This window comes from Carboxydothermus hydrogenoformans Z-2901, assembly GCF_000012865.1.
Lineage (GTDB): Bacteria > Bacillota > Z-2901 > Carboxydothermales > Carboxydothermaceae > Carboxydothermus > Carboxydothermus hydrogenoformans.
This window is the reverse complement of the sequence record NC_007503.1, coordinates 250743-273890: the sequence shown is the minus strand read 5'-3', so window position 1 is coordinate 273890 and position 23148 is coordinate 250743. Positions and strand designations below refer to the sequence as shown.

The window sequence follows — 23148 nt, the reverse complement described above, 5'->3', positions numbered from 1 at the left end:
TCACCTTTTAACGAAGCATATCCAAGAAAGCATCCACCCGCATCCGGGTGCGGGCATCCATTCTTCCCGGCTTATCTCCTTCCAAAGTTAAAACCGGAAGCTTAATTTCTCGCCGGATAATTAAATCTTCAATTTGCCGATAGCAAAAGCTTTGCGCATAGTGAATTACCGCATCCACTTCTCTTAGTTCAAGTTGCTCTTTAATATCTTTGAGGCGAGCAAAAATGCCGTAGGGATAGGTATATAGCTGGTACTGCCGCACGAGGTCTTCTGCCAAATACGGCATGGAAAACTGCCGCTGGACCTCGTTAAAAACTACCCGTGCGCCCCTCTCTTCCAGGTAATCATAAAGGTCGGGGATTATCGGCGGCACACCAATATAAGCTATACGCAGCTTTTCTTTCTCTCCAGGCCTTCTTCTTGCTTTTTCTAAAAACTCCAGCAGTTCTTTTTGAAATTTTACGGGGTCCTGATTAAAATCGCTTGATGATACAAGCCACAGGTGATTTTCAAAACCCGTGACTTTTCCTTCGGCAAAAGTTAAATAGTCAAGTTCCACCAAAAATTTTCTTATTTCATCCAACTGCTTTTTAACTTGAACAGTTTCTTCCCAGGTAGTCCCCAGGGCGGTAATTAATTTTTCTAACTGGTGGGCCAAAAGGTCGTAATCCCGGTCAAAGGGATAGGCAAAAGGTATAATTTCTTTTCCCGCCAGCATCAGTGTTTCCATTAAGGCATGGGTATTACTGCAATCTCCCTGGGTTACGGCAATAATCGTTCCAATTTCCGGATCATTCTTGGCAACGGTATACAGCCCCTTAATCCAGGCACAAAGGTTTCTCGGATAACCTTCTTCTTCCGCTTCCTCCACCAAAGCCTGAGGCGAAGGAGCGGTTATAAAAATATTATTCAAATCAACCGGCGTCTTGCCCGCCGCAAAAACCGCTTCTACCGGTATGGTTGTTGTTATGCCAACTTTCATCGCTCCACCTACTTTGTCCTCGGTTTTCCTACTAACATTCCTTTACCAATAGCGTATATATCGTCAATCACCATTTGAAAGCTGGGCTCCCGTCCTTCCTTTTCCCCTCTCCGTTTTAGCCGTTCCCTATGAAATTCCCGGATTTCGCTATCAAAGGGTAGATTGCCAAACTCTAAAATCCGCACCGCACCGGTATCATCCCGTGCCGGCAGGATTTTCCCCAGGTTAAAACGACTGGGGGCAAAAGGCACATCAATAACCCCTGCGGCAAACGCCCGCTCAATTCCCGCAACTAAGTCCCCTTCACCCAATTCCAGAGTACGTTCCACAATGGCCCGGGCTTCTTTTTTCACCATTTCTTTTTCTAAAAGGTATTCCTCATTAACCATAAATCGCTGGTCTTTTAGCATATTGACAATCTGCCGGGTGGTTTTTAAACCCTGGGCATTGGCTTCTTTGGTGGGTACCCCCAAAGCTTCATGGGGTGTTTTAACAATAACCTTGTTGGCCTTGGCTAAAGCGGCAGCCACCGCTCCCCAGGCAATAACGGCAAACGCCCGTGCTTCATCCTGCGGAAAACCACCCATCCACTGGTGAAATACGGTGGTTAAATCCACATCCTGAAAACCAAAACGCTTTAAGTACTCCTCCGCCAGTTCAACCATCCCGTGTAAAGCCGCTACGTCCTGGTTTAAATTGCCGCACTGCCCGAGTCCCAGGGTAAAGCTTTTTACTCCCTGCTCGACGGCTAACAGAAGCTCTAAAATATTAATGGCAATGGTAACGGACGGCGGTACTAAAGTACCGGTAAGGGGTCCAAACGATTCCCGGTTTATTAAAACCCCGTGTTCCGCATAGTAACCGATTAACCGGTCCACATACTGCCAATCTTCAATAGATTTTCTCAACGGGACTTCCTTGGCATAGGGAATATTGTAGGTAATACCTCCCCCTTCAAAGCTTGAAAAACCCCCGGCCAGGGTAATTTCTGCTAAAAGCCGGGCATCGGGAGTACCGTGACGTACCTGCACCGGCACGTTAACTTCTTCAATAATCTTGCGGCAAGGATACACCCCGTAATTTACCGCCGGAAAGCCGTTTAACATTGACCGGCCTTCCGCTAGGCTTTCTTCGATACCCCGCTGGGCTTCCTGATACCGGTTTTGCCGGGTATAACTGTCAATGGTGGTGGGAAGAAAGTCCGCTTCCCCTTCTTTTTCTAAATATTTCAAAAGAGCTATATGCTCGTTTAATAAAGCAACCCCCGCCCGGGGTTGAATGGCAGTAATTCCTTCCTCTTTAACTTTTTTAAGCTTAACAGCAAAGTTTTTTTCCGGCGGTAAAGCTTTATGGTAGTTTATACCATCTTCTAAAGACACTTCCGCTCCCGTAGGCCAGGTAGCCAAAACTTCCTTCCGACTTTGCAAAAACTTCTCCAGATCAATTTTCCCTTTCATTCCCCGTTGCCTCCCGCTTGTTTAAAGTTTTTTAACGGAATTTAATAGTTTTAAACCTGTTTCCCGATCATTTTCCGCCAGTAAGCCAGCTGCAAACAATATATACTCGGTATCCAAATACATTTCCGGATTTTTAGGTTTTAAAATATTAGGATTTGTTTCCTCAAAAAAGGCTGCCGCTAAAACTTTTTCCGGTTCCTCGGCATAAACTAAAGGTCCTCCGGTTCCCACCAAAGCTTCTACCCTGGTTAAATCCTTTCCGTACTGAACAAAACTTTTTCCGGCAGGAGTCCAGATTTCCTCTAATCTTCCCGCATGCCGATTCATTGCCGTTTTGACACAAATTCGGGTAAGCGCTTTTTCAATTTCCTTTTCCTGGGGGGTTTGGGGAAGATACGTCGGATCTTTTGTAATTTTTTCAAGGTAATCGCTTAGTTGCCCGGAAGTAATTCCTGAATTATAAAATTCTTCTCGTCCGTATTCAACAACATTTTTCACCGTTCTCCTTAACCCCAAATCCCCTTCCACAGTTCTTTTAGCGTAGGGTTCCGGAAGTCCCTTTAAACTCACCCCCGCTAAGGTGGGCAGCCCCTTTGCTACCGAATGTACATCGGTAGTAGCTCCTCCGACATCAATTAATATAAGCTCCCCGATTTTTTGGGCTAAGAGCTCCGCCCCTTTTAAAACCGCCAGGGGCGTTGGCATCATTACCTTGTCCACAATTTTTTCGGCTTTTTTTAACCCTTTGGCTTCAACTATTTTTTCTAAAAATATCTGGCGGATCAGGTTTTGGACCGGTTCAATGTTTAGGGTATTGAGGTCCGGTAAAACATTGGGAGCGATCCTGAAGTCTACCTTACCTTCTAAAATTCCGGCAACCTCGGAAGCCGCCGAGCGGTTCCCGGCAACCAAAATCGTTCCTTTAAGTTTTAGCCGTGATAACTTCCTGGCATTTTCTAAAAGGTATTTTTTGTTCCCGCCGTCAGTTCCTCCGGCCAGTAAAATGATGTCCGGTTTCAGGGCCAAAATTTCGTCCAAATCTTCCGGGGTAAGCTCATAGCTATAGCTCTTTTCCACCCGTGCCCCGGCGGTCAATGCGGCTTTTTTGGCCGCTTCGGTGGTTAAATCCCGTACCAGCCCTACCGCCACCATCCTGAGCCCGCCGGCGGCCGAAGAAGAGGCAAGTTTTATATCATATTTCTCTTTAATTCCCTGCCGTGATAACTCTAAAAGACAGTCGTTTATCCCAAGGGTAACATCGGTTTCTACGGTAGTATAAGCTTTAGCCGAGGCTAAAAGCTCCCCCCGTTCTAACTCCACCACTCGTCCTTTGGTATATGTACTGCCTATGTCCAAAAAAAGCCCTAACCTCACCTTAAAAGCCCCCTACATTAGCCCAAGGTCTTCTTTAAGGGCCTTTATTGCTTCTTCCGGCATCGTCCCCGGGGGAAATACCCGGTCAAATCCCATTGCTTTAAACTTTCTCTCAACTTCGGAAAAATCCTGTTTCCCCACTACTAAATTACCCCCAACATACAGGAGCACATCATCCAGACCAGCTTCAATAAACTTTTCCTTAAGACCACGGCAGTCAATTTCCCCGTGGCCATAAAGGGAAGAAACCAATACCGCTTTGGCATCGGTCTCTAAAGCAGCCTTCACAAATTCTTCCTGGCTTACCATTACCCCTAAATTGTGTACCTTAAAACCGGCATTGGTTAGTGCATACTCTAAAATTTTATTTCCAATGGCGTGAACATCAGCCCCAATCACCCCGAGCACTAAATTTACCTCTTTCATACTATTACCTCCAAGTCAATTTTTTGGACCCTATCTATGTTATAGCCTAAGTACAAGCTTCCAAGATTTTTTAGACTTTTTTCATCGCCGGTCACATAAAACTGGACTTTTCCGCCATTCTCACCTAAAAGCTTGTTTTCCTTTAATTTTCGATAAACCTCCCGGGCAACATAGGCCGCCGGGTCAATTACCTGAATTTTGGGGTAAAGTTTCTGAATAGTTTCGGTTAAAAAAGGATAATGGGTACAACCCAGGACCACATCTCTAACTTCTTCTTTTAGAAGTGGCTCAAAGTATTCCCGGGTAGCTTCTTCTACTTCTTTCCCCGAAACAATCCCCTTTTCAATCAAGGGTACATACTGGGGACAAGCTATCATATAAACTTCTTGAAACTTGTTAGTTTCCATAAGCTTTTTTTGATAAAGCCCACTTTTCACCGTCGCCTCGGTGGCCAGCACCCCGACCTTGGCTTTGGCCGGCATATTTTTCCTTAAGGGTTCAAGCATTCCTTCCATTAAAACCGGGTATCTCTCTTTTAAAATGGGTAAGGTTATGGCCGAACTGGTATTGCAGGCAAAAACTACCATCTTAACCCCTAACTTAAGAAAAAAGCGAATTATGGCATCGCCCAAAATTAATAATTCCTCTTTGGATTTTGAGCCGTAAGGCACATGCGCAGTGTCTCCCAAATAGTAAAAGTTTTCCCCGGGAAGCAAATTTATCAGTTCTTTTAATACCGTTACTCCGCCAACCCCCGAATCAAAAATTCCGATACCCAATGATGCTTTGTCCAAAATGCTAAACCTCCTGTAAATGGGTTAAAGTTTTTTAACAAGATATTTTACTGCCAAGACCGTTTCTCTGTACCTTTCTTAATATTATCCCACACAAACCTCCTTTTTTCCATCCATTGCCCCTTTTAGAAAAACTCTAAATACAAAAAAAGTCAAGGGTTTTTAAGAAAAAAACCTTTTTTGGCCGCAGGCCAAAAAAGGTTTGTGGTTAATTTTGGATTTTAATCATTGCCTCATTTTTCTCCACCGGGACCGTCAGGTCCATGTGACCTTTTAAACTTTCCACTTTTTCCCCCTCAACCCTGAACTCTACTTTCTTTATCGTAGGAAATTGGCATAATGTGTCCACAATAGCATATACGGTTAACGCTTCCGCCGCCGATCCTCCCGGGTGGTTATCAATTACTTCCCGGCTCAGGTCCACAATGCACAAGCCATCGGGTTTTACATTGATATCCCGTAAAACTGTACCAGGAGGAACTACCGGCTTTAAATTAGAAGATTGGGGCCCGGCAAAAAGTTCGTTTAATGTTTCCCGGGCTATAGAAGGAACTTTGGCAATCATCCGCTTTTCCGGAACCAAATATTCGCCGGTTTCATCGGCAAAATATAAAACTACTTCAATCATCTCGCCTTTTTGACCTACTTCTACGCTTTCCTCTTTAACCTCGGTTTTGTCCGGAACTACCGCCTTTCGTTCAAAAATCTTATTCCACCAGCTACAACCGGCAACCCCAGCCAGTAAAAAAACCACCAAAATACCTGCCATAATTTTCCTGATCAAATTTTTTCACCTCCCGAAATAAACCTGCCCTGATGTACCACACTAATAAATAACTATTCGATAAAGGACAAGTTTATTACCGGAGGTAGATAAAATGGTAAAAAAACTTTTTTTTCTTGTTTTCCTTATGATATTTTTAACTCCCCTCACCGGTTTAGCCAACGAAAAAAATATCATTGTCATTGAAACGCGGACCCGCCTCCTTTATCTTTTCCGGGAAAATAAGCTTGTAAAAAAATACCCGGTTGCCCTGGGTGACCTGAAAACTCCTACCCCGATTGGTTGCTTTAAAATTACATTTATGCGCAAAAACTGGGGCAGCGGTTTTGGCAGCCGCTTTCTCGGTTTAAACGTACCCTGGGGTATGTACGGCATTCACGGGACCAATAAGCCCGGTTCCATTGGAAGTTACGCCAGTCACGGCTGTATCCGGATGTTAAACCGGCATGTGGAAGAACTGTACGAAAAGGTTCACCTTCAAGATCAAGTAATTATCCTCGGCAATCCTTTTACCTATCAGGAAATCCCCTGGAGAACATTAGTGGTAGGTTCTAAAGGAAGCGATGTTCTTATCCTGCAGGAACTTTTAAAGCTTAAAGGTTATTATTCCGGTCCCATTGACGGTATTTTTGGCCGAAAAATGGAAAAGGCCGTAGTTAAATTTCGTGCTGACTACGGCCTACCCTCTGATAATCGGATAAACATGGAAATGTATAAACTTTTAAGGATCTATGATTAATTTAACTCAATTATATTGGGCTTAAAGCCCAGCTCCTTTAAAAGTCTTAAATAATCCTCGGGAGTTACTTCCTCCCATTTTTTGTTTAACAGGGTTAAAAGTACCCCTTCCATAACGTTGGTTCCAAAGGAGCGTCCGTTTAAAACCGGAGTAGTTGTCACTAACATTTTAGCCCCTTTGGCTTTTAACTCCTCCACATCTTCCCGGGTAGTAGTATTGGTTAAAATTATCTTGCCATCGATCCGCTCCGGTAAATGTTTCTTTATATAGAGGTAATCCCCGGCAATAATATCCGCCCAGTGGTAATACCGGTCATTCTTACTTTTCTTTTCTCTAACTTCTTGTTCCTTGCCCGTAGGATAAAGAATCTGAAATGGTAGCTTGGTAATAATTGGCAGTAGTATAGCCGCTAAGAAATTTAAAGTGCTTATTTTCTTAATAGGAATGGGAATTCCCAGGGCAAAAATTAAATCGCCAAAAATTACTTCCGCACCGGTTTCGGCTAACGCCTCCGCCATACCAAAACGGTCCACGGCGGAAACCAGCAGCACCTTGCTTTTAGGGGTGATAATTCCCATGCGGGCAAGTTCCCGCACCACTTCCCGCTCTAAAGTATTTTTGAGGCCGCTTCCATCTACCGCCGGAGTAATTTTAACCGCCTGCAAAAGCCGCAGCCCATCTTTTATAGCATACCGGCGTCCTCCGGCATAAAGATAGACATCTATCCCGCCAAGTCCAATAGCATCTACTTTACCATCTAATTCTTTTAAAACCTGCAATGCTTTATTATAATCCCCATCGGTACCCCGGCGCTCGATAATAAATTTTTCTCCCAAAAATTCCGCCTCGGTTGCTTTGTCGCGCTTGGAGGAACCCAGGCTTACACTGACAACCCTTTTCACTGCACCCGCTCCTTTTTTTCGGTCTTTATATAATTTTACCACCAAAAAAGGAGTTGTGCATTACTATCGAAAGCTTTTACCGAGAACAATACCTAAAAAATGCCCACCGATTCTGCCGGTAGCCTCTTCTGCCACTTACTATTTCATACCACCTGGACTTTTTCATGGATATTCTCCTCTACCGGTAAAGTAATTATTACCCACGTTCCTTTGCCCACTTCGCTTTTAATCATTAACTTTCCCAAGTGATATTCCACTACCCTTTTGGTAAAAGGTAACCCCAGGCCGGTCCCCCTCTCCTTGGTAGTAAAGAAAGGCTGGCAAATTTTTTGCAGAATTTCCGGAGGTATACCGGGACCGCTATCGGCCACTGTTAAAACTATTTCCTGGCTTTTAACGTTGTAGTCCAGGTAAACCTTAAGAACCCCTCCCCCTTCCATAGCTTCCACGGCGTTTAATAAAACATTCAAGAGCGCTTGTTTTAAAAGATTCCTATCGCCCTTTAAATAGGGCGGGTAATGGAGAAAAGTCTCAATTTTTACCTTTTGTTTACGAGCTTCCTTATCAACAAGGGCTAATACTTCCACCACTAACTGTTGAAAATCAAAACGTTCTTTTTTAGCCCGGTAAGCTCTGGTTAAGCTAAGAAAATCAGTAGTCAAGCGGTACAGCCGATTTATTTCCTCATCAAGCATTTTTAACTCGGGCCGTCCATCCTGACAAAGTTTTGATAAACCGGTTAACACCATAAAGGCATTTTTTAATTCGTGGGTAAGTTCCGACATAATTTCACCCGCTGCTGCTAACTGCAGGGTTTTGGCAGCTAACTCTTCCTTCTGTCTTTTATCGGTTATGTCCTGGATAAATAAAAAAGCTCCGTCAATTTGTCCCAAATTATTTTGGATGATTCCCGTGCAAACTTCCCCCAAACGCATTTCTCCCAGAACTTTAAAGGTTATTGTTTTTTTATAAACGGTATTTCCGGTTTTTAAAGTATGCACTAAAAATGATGACTTTTTCTCCTCATCGGTTATAATATAGCTTTTGATAAATTCATCGTACTGTTTTCCAACAGCTTCTGCAAAAGAAATCTTAAAAAAATCTTCCGCCATGGGATTTATGTAAGTAATAGTTAAATCCCTGTCAACTAAAACAATCCCCGTTTGCGCATTTTCTAAAACGGCATTTAATTTCCGCTGCAAATCCCAGTTAGATTTTGTAAGGGCAATAGTCCTCCGATCGTTTAAAAAAACATAATGCAAACTATACCCTATTCCCACCAGGAGCATTAAAAATAGCACCGTTCCGGTAAGCCTTAAAATTTCGCCAACCACTACCGATAGATAATTTCGATTTTGGTGGGTAAGAACAAAACCCACCAGCTCTCCCTTCACATAAACCGGTTGGAGGTAAACATAGGCTTTCCCGTCGGCTAAGCTTAGCTTACCAAAATAAGGATAGCGCTTTTTGATTATAATATCTTTAACTTCTCCGGTAAGTACCCCACCGATTATTTCGTTATCTTTAGCTAATTTGCCGTTTTTATTGGAATAGTGAGCTATAATTTCTAAATTAGGATATTTTATAAAACTTATCATCATATCGGGAAAATGAGTTAAAATTAAATTTATTTCGTTTAACTCGGCAATTTCCAAATTATTTATATCTATATCCGTTAGGTCTTTCTCAATTTCTTTCGCCATATGTACCGCAACATATGTTAAATTTTTTTCCGATAACTCCGGTATTTCGAGGTATAAAAAATAATACATGACCGTTCCCTGCACCACTAATGGCAGCACCAACAAAAGGGTCAGGTAAAAATACCTGCCTTTAATACCCCTCACTCCCTGTTGGTAAAATTTTCTGATTATTTTTCACTATTCTCTTCTACATTAGTTTAATTTTTCCTGCTTTAGCTAAAAAAATAAACCGGGTTCGCAGCAAAACCCGGTTTTTGTGCAGTTTATGGTGCGCCCGGCAGGAATCGAACCTACGCACCCGGCTCCGGAGGCCGGCGCTCTATCCGCTGAGCTACGGGCGCACTTCTTTATTCCTCGCTCTTACTATTATACACATTTTTCGTTTGAAGGCAAGTTGTTAATAAAGAAATTTTACTGTTATTTTTTACTGACCGGTAGAACCAAACCCGCCCGTTCTTTGGCCCAGAGCCTCGTCATCATCGGCCTTTAAATATCTGGTAAAAATCCCCTGGGCTATCCGCTCCCCTTTCCTGATCGTTACCGGTTCTTTTCCGGGGTTAAACAAAGGTATCATGATATGCCCTTCGTTTTCCGGGTTATCGTAATAATCCGCATCTACTACCCCTACGCCGTTGGCCAAAAGCAAACCTTTTTTCACCGCAAGGCTACTTCTAATGTAAATGAGGAGTACCTCATCTTCGGGCATATAAGCTTTAACACCGGTAGGTACCAGTTTTACCTCACCCGGGTTTAAAACCACGTCAATCGCTGCTTCCAAATCATAACCGGCACTGGCTTTGGTCTTTCGCTGTGGGATGTTAATTCCTTTGTCCTCAAAAAAACTTACAACCTTAAATCCGCGCATATTCTCCTCCATATTCACCTGTTTAGTTTCTCCCTTTTTATTATTATAAAGGCCTTTCGTTTTTAAAAAAACTTTTTAATTGTAAATTAGGAATTTTAAAAATCAGGAAAATATGTTAAAATTTTTTTGAGAATATCTGGCAAAATTTTTTCCTTTATGGGCAGTGATTTTTCAATCTTAGGCGGATTAAGCCTTAAATAAAGCAAAAGACCTGCTATCTCGACAAAAGATAGCGGGTTTTTGTGTTATCTAAACTTTTCGACAAAATCTCCAAACATGCGACAAAACCAGGGAGGCAAACATGGAAGAACCGCTTAAGCTTTCCAAAAACGAATTGTTCCAGCTTTTAATGAACAATCCCGACCTTTTCCAGGACATTTTAGCCGCTTATGATATTAGAGTTAAGATTACTCAGTTATATCCAAATGTAAACGGTTTTTAATCAGGATCTTGATGTACCTTAGCGCGTATTCGTGTTTATCCATGAGCTCTACACTTAATTTGTGAATTATCAGAATATAAGCTAATCTTGCGCTTAATCCGGAATAATAAAGAAAATTTGGCCGATAGAGAAGCTAGAATAATATACCGGCAAATGCAAAGCCGGAAAACAGATTACAGTGTGGCTGAAAGCGCGGCAAAATACTGCGCTTGTTAACATTGGATAAAAAACTAACGTGGGAGGAATATTCTGTATGAAACAAAGGTGGTATTTGAACACTTGGTTTATAGCGTTATTGGTAGCCCTATGGCCACTGTATGGTATTCCAGCAATCATAGGCATCATTCTTCTCATAATACAACAAAAAGTATACGGTTCAGCTGACGAAACCTTAGCTAAAGCAAATGAAGAAGCCAAGAACATTATCGAAACAGCTACTCGAGAAGTAGAAAATCTTAACCAAGAAAAGCTTAACCTCGAAAAAAAACTTACCGAAATGAATAATGAGGTTAAACGATTACAGCTTGAACTAAAAGCTCTTTCTAAAGAAGTCTTAGTTGCTGCTGTCAATGTGACAGCCTACGAAGAATTTACTTCGGAAGAAATTAAAAATCAGCTCCATTTACTCCGACTTAAACAACAGGATTTAATAAAGAATGACAAAGCTCTGGAAATTACAGCTACTTCTGATAAAAGAAAAGTAATCGAAAATAATATGAAACAGATTCTGCGATGCTTTAACGCTGAATGTGAAAATATTATTGTAAATGTCTCAGCGCGTAACGTAGATACTGCTCGCAATAAAATAATAAAATCTTTTGAAACGCTTAATAAAATATTTGCAACCGACGGTGTAGCTTTGTCCAAAGAATACTTAGAAAGTAAACTTGAAGAGCTTAATCTTGTTTATGCATACCAACTAAAGAAAGAACAAGAAAAAGAATTACAAAAAGCTATCCGCGAGCAACTCTTGGATGAAGAAAAAGCGCGTAAAGAACTTGAGAGAGAAAGACAAAAGCTTGAAAAAGAGGAAACTCATTTCAGAAACGAAATTAAAAAGTTAATGGCTCATATGCAAAAGGCAACAAGTGATGTAGAAAAAAGCTTTTATATAGAACAAATAAAATCTATCGAGGAAAAATTAGAAGAAGTAACCAAAGCCAAAGAAGATATTATCAACCGTGAACAAAATACCAGAGCAGGTTTTGTTTACATTATCTCAAATATAGATGCATTTGGCGAAAATGTCTTCAAAATAGGTATGACAAGGCGTCTTGATCCAATGGACAGAATAAACGAATTAGGTGATGCTTCTGTACCTTTTAAATTTGATGTTCACGCAATAATTTTTAGCGAAGATGCTCCCGCCCTTGAAGCGGCCTTACATGAACGCTTTAGAAAATATGAAGTAAATAAAGTTAACCCCAGAAAAGAATTCTTCAAAGTTCCTCTTGAAGAAATTAGAAAAGCCATAGAAGAATTACATGGCGGTTTTGTTAGTTGGACTATAGACCCGCCGGCAGAAGAATATTGGGAAAGCCTTAGACGAACTAAAGGAGCTTAAACATAAGAATAATATGGCCAGCCCGCGTTTTGGGTTAGAAGAAAGAATTGCGTCTATTTCTTTTTACTCCTATTTAGTTGGCCTTAATATGCAACATGAAAAATTAGAGAAAAAATAGATGAATTGGCAGAAATAATTATGCTAAGTTGGAGGTAATTATAAATGCCAATTTTAAGATTATTGGAATATGTTGACTATGTAGCGGGAAGTATAGCGGGATTTTTCTTTGTTGCACTATTTTTAACTCTCATTGCATTTTTAACTTTTCCAAAAGCAAATTACAGTTTTGATTTTGTTACTGTTTTAGTTGTTGAAACAATACTTTCAGCATTTTTTTTGGTGGTAAGGCTTTTAACAAGTATTTTTATAGACACTATATATCGAAAATCTGGAATCAAAGAAGTTGATAAATTCACCGGAGAACAGTTTGAGAAGTGGTTAAAGAAATTATTTAAGGACTACGGTTACAAAGTCAAGGAAACCCGTAAAACCGCTGATTACGGAGCAGACCTAATAATTGAAAAAGACAATATAAAAATTGTTGTCCAAGCCAAAAGGCATAAAAACAAAGTAGGGATAAAAGCCGTTCAGGAGGCTATTTCAGCAGTAAAATTTTATGGTTGCCACAAAGCTTTAGTTTGCACCAATAACTACTTCACTGAAAATGCAATAAATCTTGCAAAGGCTAATAATGTTGAACTAATAGATAGGAATAAGTTAATAGAGCTTTCTATGGGAAGAAAAAGTATGAAATGACAATACCGTAACTAAGGGGCAGCAGGGTTTTTTCTGTAATAAAAAATGTTAAAATATTAAGAAAGGAGGTGCTACACCTGGTTCAGTTTAAATTCCCTCCTCAGTTTACTCAAGCAAACTTAGTGAGCCAGGTCATACATTATGGATAGTAGTAAAAAAGAAAGATCTAATATAGTAAGAGTAAACATTAGTGTGCCTGTTCTCAATTGGGCGTTAGAACGTTCTGGCCGCTTTCATGATATTAGCAGAAAATTTCCAAAAATTAATGAATGGTTAACTGGCAAGAGTATGCCTACTTTACGACAGTTGGAAGACTTAGCAAAGGCAACTTCTACCCCACTTGGTTACTTTTTTCTTTCTAAGCCACCTGAAGAAAAACTACCTATACCATTTTTTCGAACTCTCGGAGATCATACTATACAACGGTTAAGCCCCGAATTTATCGAGACTTTCTATACAATGAAACGTCGCCAGGCATGGATGCGCGACTACCTTATTGACCTTGGACATGAACCTCTTCCTTTTGTCAAAACTGCTAAGCTCGAAGATAATCCTCACGATGTAGCTCAGAAAATAAGAAATACGTTAGGACTAAAAAATGACTGGGCAGCCAACCAACCGACATGGACCGCTGCACTAAGAGAATTACAAAAGAAAATCGAAGACATTGGTATTATTGTAGTTGTCAACAGTATAGTTGGAAATAACACGCACCGCAAGCTTAATCCAGCAGAGTTCCGCGGATTTGTCTTAGTAGATGAGTACGCACCTTTAATATTTGTAAACGGTGCTGATAGTAAAGCGGCACAAATGTTTACATTAGCTCATGAGTTAGCACACATTTGGTACGGCAGTAGTGCTGCTTTTGATTTGCAGTCCCTTCATCCAGCCAATGACAAAATTGAACAAGCTTGTAATTACGTCGCCGCTGAATTTTTAGTACCTGCGGCTGAATTACGCCAAGCATGGTCTTCTATTGCTCATGGTAGAGACGTTTTTCAAATGCTTGCTAGTAGATTTAAAGTGAGCGAGATAGTTATAGCCCGAAGAGCTTTAGATTTAAAGCTTATTAACCGGGAACAGTTTTTAAATTTTTACGAAAATTACCTTGAAAAAGAACGTCTATTTGGAGTCAAAGACAATGAAGGAGGTAATTTTTATAAGACTCAAAACTTACGTCTTGGAAGACGTTTTGCAGAAGCTGTAATCCGCGCAGCAAAAGAAGGTAAAATACTTTATCGCGAAGCTTATCAACTCACCGGACTTTATGGCAAAACTTTCGAAGAATATGCAAAGTTTATCGATTGGGGAGGCATGCTATGAAGCATAATTCTTCATATTTGCTAGATACTAATGTTTTTGTGGAAGCAGCACGGCGATATTATGCTTTTGATCTTGTGCCTGCTTTCTGGAGAATCTTAATTGACCACGCTAAAAATGGTGATGTGCTCAGTATTGATTGGGTAAAAGATGAAATAGTACGAAATCAGGACGAACTATCGAAATGGATAAAAACCATTTTTCATAATTGGTGTAATTCTACTAATCAGCCCGATGTTATTAATGCCTATCGAGAAATAATGGAATGGGTAAATAGCAATGATCAGTTTTTAGAAGAAGCTAAAGCAGAATTTGCTAGTGGAGCTGATGGCTGGTTAATTGCTTATGCAAAAGTTAAAGGATGTATTCTTGTTACTCATGAAAAATATAATCCAAATATAAGGAAGAAAGTTCCTATACCCAATGTATGCAAAGCCTTTAATGTACCATATATTGATACGTTTGATATGATGAGAAATTTAGGTGTGAAAATTGCTTAATAAGCTAAAAAATTTTAAAATATTTTGTAGTTTGCGGCCCACCGCTTTTTCTTTTTATCCTTATTTCGAACATTTGTTTTGGAGGTAGCTTATGCGTGCTGTGATCTACGTCCGTTTCTCCATTGACAACCAATGCGAAGAATATATAACTACCCAGGTAAGGGCCTGCTCTGAATATGCAAAGCAAAAAGGCTACCACATTGTCAAAATATACGCTGATGAAACACGTTCAGCACTAACCGATGACAGGCCAAACTTTCTTGGAATGGATAGTGACGCCAAGCTTGGCCTATTTGGTATTGTTCTCATTCACAAACTGGACCGCTTCGCCCGCAATAGAAATGACAGTGCTATCTATAAGAGGAAGTTCCGGAGATGTGGAGTACAACATTATTTCTTTCTTAAAAAGCAAAAAAGAGCAACTGGATAGTAATGATCCAGTCGCTCTTACACCTTGCCAGGAATTTATTGATAAAGTTACTGTAAACAATGATAAAACGGATGTTGAATTTAAAATAACTGTGGTTTTTAATGGTGGAGGCGGGGGGAATCGAACCCACCGTCCGGAGGACAAGAACCGAAAGCTTCTCCGAGGGCAGCCGGTATTTTTGCTTTCACCCGATTGGTGCCTACCGGCAGGCCACAATCGGGCTATCCCGTAAAATCTCGCTTATGAAGAGCCGGGACACCCTTCATAAGCCAGCCCGGTCCGGTCACGCCCCGACAGAAGCCCCGGGCAAGCTTCCGTCAGGACGTAGCTGCGTTATTAAGCAGCTAAAGCGTAGTTTTCGTTGGCAGTTATCTTTTCCCACCATTTTTAACGAGGTAAGATGGGGTCCTCGCCTCGCTACTTTCGGCCCTTCGCTCCCCCGTCGAACCCTTTACGCCCCCAGGTTAATAACGAGCTCGAAGAGCCTTTTCAATTTCTCTTGCTGCATCCCTTTTTGCCATCTCTTCCCGCTTGTCGTAAATCTTTTTACCTTTGGCTAAGCCCAATTCTATTTTAGCATAATTTCCTTTAAAGTAAAGCTTTAATGGTACCAAAGTTAGACCCTTTTCCCTGGTCTTACCAAAAAGGCGCATAATCTCCCTTTTATGCATTAATAGCTTTCGGGGTCTTTTAGGTTCGTGGTTAAAGCGGTTCCCCTGCTCATAGGGACTTATGTGCATGTTGTAAAGCCAGAGCTCACCGTTTTCAATCCGGGCAAAACTATCCCTTAAATTTACCCGGCCAAGGCGAATGGATTTAACCTCGGTTCCTTTTAATGCTATTCCTGCCTCGTATTTTTCGAGAATATGATAATCGTGATAAGCTTTACGATTTTCCGCAATTATCTTTTCCATAAAAACATACCCCTTAAAATCTCGTAACATACATGACTTAAATTATTATATCATATTTTCAAAAACCTTTGCTCAGAAATTTTTTTACGTTAACCGCTCCAAAATTTCTTCCGCCGATTCATTAGTTTCAGGACTTTCCCCAAGTTTTTTTACAAGCATAAAATCAATTTCTCTTGAGACAGTGTTTACTTTAACCAACCTTACACGCACTTCATCACCCAAACGAAACACTTTTTTCGTGCGCCGACCAATAAGGGCATAACTTTTTTCATCATAAAGATAGTAATCATCCTCTAAAGTGGATACGCGCACTAACCCCTCAATTAAATTAGGCAACTGCACAAAAAAGCCGAAAGAAGTTACCCCGGAAATTATAGCATCGTATTCGGTACCTTCTTTACCTACCATAAACTCGACCATCCGCATTTCCACCGATTCCCGTTCCGCTTCCATGGCCCGGCGTTCCATCTCCGACGAATGTTTGGCTACCTTCGGTAAAATTTTGGCAAGTTTTGCTTCCCGCCGCGGGGTAAGTTTCCCTTCTAATACTTCCCGGATTATCCGGTGAATCATTAAATCGGGATAACGGCGAATGGGTGAAGTAAAGTGGGTGTAGTATTCCGCCGCTAAGCCAAAATGCCAGATTCTTTCCGCCGAATAACGGGCCTGTTTCATTGACCGCAGCATGACCGCATTGATTACCCTTTCTTCCTTCCTTCCCGCCACTTTTTCCAAAAGCCGTTGAAATTCGCGGGGGTGGTATTTCCCGTCCCGGCCACCTTTTAAGTTATAACCAAAAAGCCTTAAAAACTCTTTTAAGCTTTGGATTTTCCCTTCGTCGGGATCTTCGTGAATCCGGTACAAAAACGGCACTTCCTGCCAGAAAAATCTTTCCGCTACCGTTTCGTTAGTTATTAACATAAACTCCTCAATTAGCTGGTGAGCAATGTTTCGCTCCCGCCGGACGATATCCACCACTTCCCCTTTATCATCTAAGATTACTTTGGCTTCGGGAAGGTCAAAATCAATTGCCCCCCGCTCAAGCCGGCGCTTTCTTAAAATCATGGCAAGGTTGGCCATTTCCTCCAACATGGGCACCAAATCCCCCAGCTCTTCCCGGGCTTTTGGATCTTTATCCAAAACAGCTTTTTTCACAATGGTGTAGGTAAGCCGGGCCCGGGTCTTGATAACCGACGGAAAAATTTCATGACTCACCACTTCTCCGGCGGGAGTAATTTCCATTACCACCGATAGGGTCAACCGGTCCACCCGGGGATTTAAGCTGCAAATTCCGTTGGACAGCTCCGGGGGAAGCATCGGCAACACTTTACCCGCTAGGTAAACACTGGTTCCCCGTTCCAGCGCTTCTTTATCCAAAGCCGAACCTTCCCGCACGTAATACGATACGTCGGCAATATGTACCCCCAACTGGTAATTACCGTTAGGAAGCTTTTTTAAACTAACCGCATCGTCTAAATCCTTGGCATCTTCATCATCAATGGTAACAATCATTTCTCCCCTTAAATCCCGGCGGCTTTTTAGCTCTTCCGGGCCAATTTCCTGGGAAATAGCCCTGGCTTCTTTGATTGTCTCCGGTTTAAAGGAATCTAAAAGGCCGTATTTTTTGATGATGGCTTTTAACCGCGTCTCTTGATCTTCTGGATCGCCTAAAATCTCAATAATTTTCCCTTCAGGAAGTTCTCCTTTCCGGGGATAAGCGGTAATCTCCACTACCACCTTTTCACCGTTCTTTGCTTTTACTCCCTTTTTCCCCAGAGGAATAATTATGGCACCGGTAATCCGCTCATCATCCGGCTCCACCAAACCATAATGCCGCCGCCGGTAGAAACTCCCCACCACCGTTTTATTGGCCCGTTCTAAAATTTTGACAACTTCTCCTTCCGGACGGTTACCATCGGAAAAGGGAAGGTATCTTACCAGTACCCGGTCGTTATGCATTGCTCCTTTTAAATTGGTAGGAGAAATAAATACGTCCTGCTTTTCCCGGTCCTCGGGTATTAAAAAGGCAAATCCTTTCGGATGCCCCTGAATCTTTCCCCGCACCATGTTCATTTGCTCGGGAAGGCCATATTTACCGGCCTTTGTTACATACACTTCTCCTTCTTTTTCCAAATCTCTTAAAGCCGCAAGCAATTTCTTTATTTCCGAAACATCAGTAAGGCCAAGACCTTCGATGATTTTATCGGGGTATTGCGGAGAATTAGCTTTTATTAAATACTCCAAAATTTTTTCTCTCATTTATTACTCCTCCTTTTAACGTCACTTCGTCACTTATTTTCACCTAAATTTACTACAATTATGTCAAAAGGCGGGTACACCTTCCCCGCCTATAAACCTAACTCCTCGTGAATTTCCTGCATTGCTTTTAAAGCAATAGCTAAAAATTCTTCCAAAGTCAGGCCAATTTCACTGCAGGCTGCTATTTGTTCGCGCTTGGCCCCCCGGGCAAAAGATTTTTCATGGAAGCGATTCATAAGAAACTCCACCGTTACCGCTTCTAATTTTTTCTCCGGACGGATCAAAGCTCCAGCAACTATCAGGCCCGTTAAAGGGTCAACGGCATATAAAGCCTTATCCAAACGGGATTTACGCGGCAGGCCATGGGCTTCGTTATGAACCTTGACCGCATAGACCACTTCTGCGGGAAGTCCGAGTTTTTCCAGGATTTCCGCTCCTATTAAACTATGCTTCCGGGGATCATCTTTTGTTTCATCATAATCAATATCGTGTAAAAGTCCGGCTAATCCCCATAACTCCTCATCTTCACCAAAATGCCTCGCCAGTTCCCGCATCACCGCTTCCGTCGCTAACATATGTTTTAGTAAATTGGGGCTTTTCACTCTTTTAGTAAGTTCCCGGTATGCCTGTTCCCTATCCATTACTTCTCCCCCTCCGTTTGCCAGAATTTTGCCACCGCAAAAGCCAGTATTTGTTCCTCCGGCCCGAAAACATAGCCTTCCATTTCGTAAATTTTCCGTTTTTTATAAATCATTTTCCCTTTTACCGTAAGGGGCACTCCAATAGGCACCGGTTTTTTAAATTTAATACTCATTTCCGCAGTGACCGCCCGAACACCGTTAAAGGAAAGCCACTGGGCCATAGCTTCATCCAGTAAGGTCGCAATAAGTCCTCCGTGCATTACTCCATTGTAGCCCTGGTGCTCCGGCCGGGCCGTAAATTCCGCTACTGCCTCATCATTAATATAAGAAAACTCTAACTTTAGACCATAAGGATTATCTTTCCCGCAGGCAAAACAGTAGTTTGGGGATTTTTCCTCCTCGTTCATGCCCTATACCATCCTTTCTGGTCTCATTTTAGCAGGTAATTTCTTCCGCGGCAAGATTGGGAAAGGTAATAAAAAAGCAGCCCTACTTATTAGGGCTGCTCCGTTAGATTCTTTTAGAATAGCAACAGGGGCACAATGATCAGCGCAAAGGTTCCGGCCACTTTCATCAGCGGGTTCATCGCAGGGCCAGAAGTATCTTTGAAGGGGTCGCCAACGGTATCGCCCACTACCGCTGCTTTGTGCGTATCGCTACCTTTTCCGCCAAGATTTCCCGCTTCTATATATTTTTTCGCGTTATCCCAGGCACCGCCAGCATTGGCCATATAAATGGCTAAAAGCACTCCGGTTGCGGTAACGCCGGCTAAATAACCGGTCAATGCTTTAAAGCCAAGGATAAAGCCAATAGCCAGAGGAGCACCAACCGCCAGTAAGCCCGGTGCAATCATCTGCCGGATCGCCGCTGCCGTACTGATGGAAACACAGCGGGCATAATCGGGCCGGGCTTTTCCTTCCATGAGACCGGGAATCTCTCTAAACTGGCGCCGTACCTCTTCAATCATGTCAAAAGCCGCTTTTCCTACCGACTCCATAGTTAGAGCCGCTACTAAAAAGGCCACGGTACCACCCAGGAAGAGACCCACTAAGACCCATGGATCGGTAATATTTAAGTCAAACTTGCCGTTTACCAGGTACTTTTGCAAGTTGGGGTTAGTTTTGGCCAGGTCGGTATAAGCAGAGAATAAAGCAAGGGCAGTTAAAGCCGCAGAACCAATGGCAAACCCTTTAGCTACCGCTGCAGTGGTGTTACCAACGGCATCGAGCTTGTCGGTTTTATTCCGGATTTCCGGACCAAGTTCCGCCATTTCTGCAATACCACCGGCGTTGTCGGCCACCGGACCAAAGGAGTCCACCGCCACAACCATAGCGGCAGTAGCCAGCATTCCCATGGCCGCCAGAGCAATTCCGTAAAAGCCTGCAGCCCAGTAGCCCACCATAATAGCCGCTACAATTACGATAATGGGTAAGTACGTACTCCGCATACCAACCGCAATCCCGGAAATGATGTTAGTTGCCGGACCGGTGGTGGAAGCCTCAGCAATTTTTTGAGCCGGAGGCTTTAAGTTGGAGGTATAGTATTCGGTTAAGGAGCCAATTGCCACGTTAACCACTAAACCGGAAACTACCGCGATAAAGATTTTCGGAGCCCACTCACTGCCAAATACGTACTGGGCTATAATGTAGGTAAAGATTGCCGTAATAAAGTTGGTAGACCACAAACCAATATTTAAAGCCATTTGGGGATTTCCATCTTCGGAAGTCCGCACAAAGAAAGTACTGATAATTGCCGCTACAATCCCCGCCGCCCCGAGAAGCAACGGGAAAGTTGCACCTAAAACTTCACTAAAGCCGTGGTTCTTGGCAAAGGTAAGGCCTAAGAGCATAGCTGCCATGGTGGTAGCGCCGTAAGATTCAAACAAGTCGGCACCCATACCGGCAGTATCGCCAACGTTGTCCCCCACGTTGTCCGCAATAACCGCCGGGTTTCTGGGATCGTCTTCGGGAATACCCGCTTCAACTTTACCCACCAGGTCGGCACCAACGTCAGCGGCTTTGGTATAAATACCACCGCCAACCCGGGCAAAGAAAGCAATGGCCGAAGCCCCAAAGGCAAAGCTATCGATAACATGAACATCTTTAAAAATAATATATAAGGCCGAAACACCAAGTAAACCAAGCCCGGCAACGGACATCCCCATGACGCCACCGGCTCTGAAGGCTACGTTTAAGGCAGCGTTCAAGCTTTTCCGCGCAGCCTGGGTCGTCCGGGCATTAGCTTTGGTGGTACTGGTCATCCCGGCATAACCGGCAAGAGCCGAGGCAATAGCACCTACCAGAAACGATACACCAACTTTAAGTCCGTAGCCAAAGTCCCCTTCCTTATAACCAAAACCAACAACCAGCAAAACAAAAACCACAAGGGCAAAAGGAATTAACGTCTTGTACTGGCGGTTTAAATACGCCATAGCCCCTTCAAAGATGGCCTGGGAAATCTCCCGCATTTTTTCATTCCCCATATCTTCCTTTAAAACCGAGGAAAAAAGATACAGGGCAAAAAGAATTGCTAAGATCCCCGCTCCCAAGCCGTAATAAGCTAAAGTCATCCCGTTTTCCATTTCTCACCCTCCTCAATTTTTAAAATAAATTATTTATCTTTAAAAAAGTAAAGCCAGCACCAACGACAAAATCATAAATAAAATTACCGCAACTACCGTCATTTTCTCAAACAGCTCATCAAGGCCTTTTTTCTTGCCAAACAAAATTTCCGCTCCACCGGCAATAGACCCGGAAAGTCCGGCGCTTTTCCCCGATTGGAGAAGAACTGCAGCGATTACTCCTAAAGCTGCCAGGATGTGCAGAAAAACTAAGATCCCCTTGAGAACGGCCACCCCGCCTCACCTCCTTAAAAACCAAAAAAATTATACCACATTTTAGGTTGGTTAACAATAATTTTCGCACTATTTTAAATATTTATACATAACCCCTAAAGTTAAAAAATAGTTTAAGGCCGGGAAGGCTGCTTCCCGACCGCCTTTTAAAAAATTACGCTTTTATATTATAAAAAGCTTTTAGTCCTTTGTAAATAGCAGTATAGTCCAATTCTTCCTCAATTCTTAACAGCTGGTTGTATTTTGCTACCCGGTCGGTCCGCGACGGCGCTCCGGTCTTAATCATACCGGCATTTACCGCCACCGCTAAATCCGCCAGGGTAGTATCCTCGGTTTCTCCCGAACGGTGGGAAATAATGGTAGTATAACCGTTTTGCCGGGCAAGCTCGATGGTATTTAAAGTTTCGGTAATGGTACCGATTTGATTTAACTTAATTAAAATACTGTTGGCAACTCCCAAATCAATCCCTTTCTGAAGGCGCTCAACGTTGGTAACAAACAAATCGTCCCCTACCAGCTGAATTTTCTTCCCCAGGCGCTCGGTTAAAAGCTTCCAGCCATCCCAGTCTTCTTCGCTCATTCCATCTTCAATGCTAATTATCGGATACTTAGCACAAAGTTTTTCGTAATACTCCACCATTTCCGCAGCAGATTTTTTAACCCCTTCTCCTTCCAGGACATAAAACCCGTCCTTGTACAATTCTGTTGCCGCCACATCAAGGGCGATATAGATGTCTTTTCCCGGAGTGTAGCCTGCTTTTTCGATAGCCTCAACGATTACTTCAATGGCTTCTTCGTTGGACTTGAGGTTTGGAGCAAATCCTCCTTCATCACCTACAGCGGTGTTATATCCTTTCCCCTTTAAAACTTTTTTGAGGTTGTGAAACACTTCCGCACCCATCCGTAATGCTTCACTGAAGGAAGAAGCACCAAGGGGCATGATCATGAATTCCTGAATGTCCACGTTGTTATCGGCATGCTTGCCACCGTTTAAAATATTCATCATCGGCGCCGGCAGTACCCGGGCATTGGTTCCCCCAAGATAACGGTACAGGGGAAGCCCCAGGTAATTTGCCGCCGCTTTAGCCACCGCCATCGATACTCCAAGGATAGCGTTGGCACCAAGCTTACCTTTATTGGGAGTACCGTCTAATTCAATGAGGTACTCGTCAATCCCCACCTGGTCCAAGGCATCAAACCCGAGAATTTCCGGTCCAATAATGGAGTTGACATTTTCTACCGCCTGGGTAACCCCCTTACCCAGATATCTTTGGGGGTCATTATCCCGGAGTTCCACCGCTTCAAACGCCCCGGTAGAGGCACCGGATGGCACCGCAGCTCTTCCCCAGGTACCATCTTCCAGGATCACATCTACCTCAACAGTAGGATTTCCCCGGGAGTCTAAAATTTCCCGGGCGATAACTTCCCGAATTTCGCTCATC

General features: G+C 42.7%; 23 protein-coding genes, 1 tRNA gene and 1 other RNA gene. 7 read left to right on the top strand and 18 right to left on the bottom strand.

Going from position 1 to position 23148, the window contains the following annotated elements; genetic code table 11:
- Positions 1 to 7 precede the first annotated feature (7 nt).
- The 6 genes from CHY_RS01390 to CHY_RS01365 all read right to left on the bottom strand — a co-directional run bounded on the left by CHY_RS01390 (position 8) and on the right by CHY_RS01365 (position 5817).
- Positions 8 to 982, bottom strand: coding sequence for a 2-hydroxyacyl-CoA dehydratase family protein (locus tag CHY_RS01390; protein WP_011343256.1), 975 nt, complete (start codon positions 980 to 982; stop codon positions 8 to 10).
- Positions 983 to 990: 8 nt separating this feature from the next.
- Complete coding sequence (locus tag CHY_RS01385; RefSeq protein ID WP_011343255.1) at positions 991 to 2439, bottom strand: methylaspartate mutase subunit E; 1449 nt, start codon at positions 2437 to 2439, stop codon at positions 991 to 993.
- Positions 2440 to 2460: 21 nt separating this feature from the next.
- The gene (glmL, locus tag CHY_RS01380) at positions 2461 to 3813 is read right to left on the bottom strand and encodes a methylaspartate mutase accessory protein GlmL (protein WP_011343254.1); all 1353 of its coding nucleotides are present in this window, start codon (positions 3811 to 3813) and stop codon (positions 2461 to 2463) included.
- 12 nt (positions 3814 to 3825) lie between these two features.
- Entirely contained in the window at positions 3826 to 4239 is a 414-nt protein-coding gene (glmS, locus tag CHY_RS01375; RefSeq protein WP_011343253.1) for a methylaspartate mutase subunit S, read from the bottom strand.
- Positions 4236 to 5033 carry a glutamate racemase gene (gene murI / locus CHY_RS01370; RefSeq protein WP_011343252.1) on the bottom strand — a complete coding sequence of 266 codons (798 nt, stop codon included), beginning with the start codon at positions 5031 to 5033 and terminating at the stop codon, positions 4236 to 4238. Before murI ends, glmS begins: the two co-directional genes overlap by 4 nt.
- 208 nt (positions 5034 to 5241) lie before the next feature.
- Complete coding sequence (locus CHY_RS01365; protein WP_011343251.1) at positions 5242 to 5817, bottom strand: GerMN domain-containing protein; 576 nt, start codon at positions 5815 to 5817, stop codon at positions 5242 to 5244.
- A gap of 94 nt (positions 5818 to 5911) precedes the next feature.
- Between CHY_RS01365 and CHY_RS01360 the strand changes: the two genes are divergently transcribed.
- Positions 5912 to 6556, top strand: coding sequence for a L,D-transpeptidase family protein (locus CHY_RS01360; protein WP_011343250.1), 645 nt, complete (start codon positions 5912 to 5914; stop codon positions 6554 to 6556).
- Here CHY_RS01360 and CHY_RS01355 read toward each other — a convergent pair.
- The 4 genes from CHY_RS01355 to dut form a co-directional block, all read right to left on the bottom strand.
- Positions 6553 to 7458: a hypothetical protein gene (locus CHY_RS01355; RefSeq protein ID WP_011343249.1), complete on the bottom strand. Its 906-nt coding sequence runs from the start codon at positions 7456 to 7458 to the stop codon at positions 6553 to 6555. The genes CHY_RS01360 and CHY_RS01355 overlap by 4 nt on opposite strands.
- A 143-nt stretch (positions 7459 to 7601) precedes the next feature.
- Positions 7602 to 9230, bottom strand: a complete 1629-nt coding sequence (locus CHY_RS01350; RefSeq protein ID WP_041537606.1) for a two-component system sensor histidine kinase NtrB — start codon at positions 9228 to 9230, stop codon at positions 7602 to 7604.
- 197 nt (positions 9231 to 9427) lie between these two features.
- Positions 9428 to 9502 (bottom strand) — tRNA-Arg (locus CHY_RS01345).
- An 83-nt stretch (positions 9503 to 9585) separates the two neighbouring features.
- Positions 9586 to 10026, bottom strand: a complete 441-nt coding sequence (gene dut, locus CHY_RS01340) for a dUTP diphosphatase (RefSeq protein WP_011343247.1) — start codon at positions 10024 to 10026, stop codon at positions 9586 to 9588.
- Positions 10027 to 10327: 301 nt separating this feature from the next.
- Here dut and CHY_RS13095 point away from each other — a divergent pair, with 301 nt between their 5' ends.
- The 6 genes from CHY_RS13095 to CHY_RS01315 all read left to right on the top strand — a co-directional run bounded on the left by CHY_RS13095 (position 10328) and on the right by CHY_RS01315 (position 15038).
- Positions 10328 to 10468: a hypothetical protein gene (locus CHY_RS13095; protein ID WP_011343245.1), complete on the top strand. Its 141-nt coding sequence runs from the start codon at positions 10328 to 10330 to the stop codon at positions 10466 to 10468.
- Between the two features lie 253 nt (positions 10469 to 10721).
- Positions 10722 to 12032, top strand: coding sequence for a DUF4041 domain-containing protein (locus CHY_RS01335; RefSeq protein WP_011343244.1), 1311 nt, complete (start codon positions 10722 to 10724; stop codon positions 12030 to 12032).
- Positions 12033 to 12194: 162 nt separating this feature from the next.
- Positions 12195 to 12788 (top strand): restriction endonuclease, encoded by a 594-nt coding sequence (locus CHY_RS01330; RefSeq protein WP_011343242.1) that lies wholly within the window; start codon positions 12195 to 12197, stop codon positions 12786 to 12788.
- Positions 12789 to 12929: 141 nt separating this feature from the next.
- Positions 12930 to 14111, top strand: coding sequence for an ImmA/IrrE family metallo-endopeptidase (locus CHY_RS01325; protein WP_011343241.1), 1182 nt, complete (start codon positions 12930 to 12932; stop codon positions 14109 to 14111).
- Entirely contained in the window at positions 14108 to 14608 is a 501-nt protein-coding gene (locus tag CHY_RS01320; protein WP_011343240.1) for a DUF4411 family protein, read from the top strand. Before CHY_RS01325 ends, CHY_RS01320 begins: the two co-directional genes overlap by 4 nt.
- A gap of 91 nt (positions 14609 to 14699) precedes the next feature.
- Positions 14700 to 15038, top strand: coding sequence for a recombinase family protein (locus CHY_RS01315; protein WP_011343239.1), 339 nt, complete (start codon positions 14700 to 14702; stop codon positions 15036 to 15038).
- Positions 15039 to 15140: 102 nt separating this feature from the next.
- Here CHY_RS01315 and ssrA read toward each other — a convergent pair.
- From ssrA to eno, 8 genes are all read right to left on the bottom strand, one after another.
- Positions 15141 to 15499, bottom strand: a transfer-messenger RNA (tmRNA) gene (ssrA, locus tag CHY_RS12925).
- A gap of 3 nt (positions 15500 to 15502) precedes the next feature.
- A complete protein-coding gene (smpB, locus tag CHY_RS01305; protein ID WP_011343238.1) occupies positions 15503 to 15952 on the bottom strand; it encodes an SsrA-binding protein SmpB in 450 nt (149 codons plus the stop codon).
- A gap of 84 nt (positions 15953 to 16036) precedes the next feature.
- Positions 16037 to 18211, bottom strand: a complete 2175-nt coding sequence (rnr, locus tag CHY_RS01300) for a ribonuclease R (RefSeq protein ID WP_011343237.1) — start codon at positions 18209 to 18211, stop codon at positions 16037 to 16039.
- An 89-nt stretch (positions 18212 to 18300) separates the two neighbouring features.
- On the bottom strand, positions 18301 to 18852 hold the full coding sequence (locus tag CHY_RS01295) for an HDIG domain-containing metalloprotein (RefSeq protein WP_011343236.1): 552 nt from the start codon (positions 18850 to 18852) through the stop codon (positions 18301 to 18303).
- Complete coding sequence (locus CHY_RS01290; RefSeq protein ID WP_011343235.1) at positions 18852 to 19259, bottom strand: PaaI family thioesterase; 408 nt, start codon at positions 19257 to 19259, stop codon at positions 18852 to 18854. The genes CHY_RS01295 and CHY_RS01290 overlap by 1 nt, the downstream gene beginning before the upstream one ends.
- Positions 19260 to 19372: 113 nt before the next feature.
- A complete protein-coding gene (locus CHY_RS01285; protein WP_011343234.1) occupies positions 19373 to 21433 on the bottom strand; it encodes a sodium-translocating pyrophosphatase in 2061 nt (686 codons plus the stop codon).
- Positions 21434 to 21472: 39 nt separating this feature from the next.
- Positions 21473 to 21706, bottom strand: coding sequence for a preprotein translocase subunit SecG (secG, locus tag CHY_RS01280; RefSeq protein ID WP_011343233.1), 234 nt, complete (start codon positions 21704 to 21706; stop codon positions 21473 to 21475).
- Between the two features lie 154 nt (positions 21707 to 21860).
- Positions 21861 to 23147, bottom strand: coding sequence for a phosphopyruvate hydratase (gene eno, locus CHY_RS01275; RefSeq protein ID WP_011343232.1), 1287 nt, complete (start codon positions 23145 to 23147; stop codon positions 21861 to 21863).
- Between the last annotated feature and the right edge of the window lies 1 nt (position 23148).

What these genes read in the sequence shown, in the direction of transcription:
- CHY_RS01390 (WP_011343256.1), bottom strand. Translation starts at nt 982, where the DNA reads ATGAAAGTTGGCATAACAACAACCATACCGGTAGAAGCGGTTTTTGCG.
- CHY_RS01385 (WP_011343255.1), bottom strand. Translation starts at nt 2,439, where the DNA reads ATGAAAGGGAAAATTGATCTGGAGAAGTTTTTGCAAAGTCGGAAGGAA.
- glmS (WP_011343253.1), bottom strand. Translation starts at nt 4,239, where the DNA reads ATGAAAGAGGTAAATTTAGTGCTCGGGGTGATTGGGGCTGATGTTCAC.
- CHY_RS01360 (WP_011343250.1), top strand. Translation starts at nt 5,912, where the DNA reads ATGGTAAAAAAACTTTTTTTTCTTGTTTTCCTTATGATATTTTTAACT.
- CHY_RS01350 (WP_041537606.1), bottom strand. Translation starts at nt 9,230, where the DNA reads ATGTATTATTTTTTATACCTCGAAATACCGGAGTTATCGGAAAAAAAT.
- dut (WP_011343247.1), bottom strand. Translation starts at nt 10,026, where the DNA reads ATGCGCGGATTTAAGGTTGTAAGTTTTTTTGAGGACAAAGGAATTAAC.
- CHY_RS13095 (WP_011343245.1), top strand. Translation starts at nt 10,328, where the DNA reads ATGGAAGAACCGCTTAAGCTTTCCAAAAACGAATTGTTCCAGCTTTTA.
- CHY_RS01335 (WP_011343244.1), top strand. Translation starts at nt 10,722, where the DNA reads ATGAAACAAAGGTGGTATTTGAACACTTGGTTTATAGCGTTATTGGTA.
- CHY_RS01330 (WP_011343242.1), top strand. Translation starts at nt 12,195, where the DNA reads ATGCCAATTTTAAGATTATTGGAATATGTTGACTATGTAGCGGGAAGT.
- CHY_RS01325 (WP_011343241.1), top strand. Translation starts at nt 12,930, where the DNA reads ATGGATAGTAGTAAAAAAGAAAGATCTAATATAGTAAGAGTAAACATT.
- CHY_RS01320 (WP_011343240.1), top strand. Translation starts at nt 14,108, where the DNA reads ATGAAGCATAATTCTTCATATTTGCTAGATACTAATGTTTTTGTGGAA.
- CHY_RS01315 (WP_011343239.1), top strand. Translation starts at nt 14,700, where the DNA reads ATGCGTGCTGTGATCTACGTCCGTTTCTCCATTGACAACCAATGCGAA.
- smpB (WP_011343238.1), bottom strand. Translation starts at nt 15,952, where the DNA reads ATGGAAAAGATAATTGCGGAAAATCGTAAAGCTTATCACGATTATCAT.
- rnr (WP_011343237.1), bottom strand. Translation starts at nt 18,211, where the DNA reads ATGAGAGAAAAAATTTTGGAGTATTTAATAAAAGCTAATTCTCCGCAA.
- CHY_RS01295 (WP_011343236.1), bottom strand. Translation starts at nt 18,852, where the DNA reads ATGGATAGGGAACAGGCATACCGGGAACTTACTAAAAGAGTGAAAAGC.
- CHY_RS01290 (WP_011343235.1), bottom strand. Translation starts at nt 19,259, where the DNA reads ATGAACGAGGAGGAAAAATCCCCAAACTACTGTTTTGCCTGCGGGAAA.
- CHY_RS01285 (WP_011343234.1), bottom strand. Translation starts at nt 21,433, where the DNA reads ATGGAAAACGGGATGACTTTAGCTTATTACGGCTTGGGAGCGGGGATC.
- eno (WP_011343232.1), bottom strand. Translation starts at nt 23,147, where the DNA reads ATGAGCGAAATTCGGGAAGTTATCGCCCGGGAAATTTTAGACTCCCGG.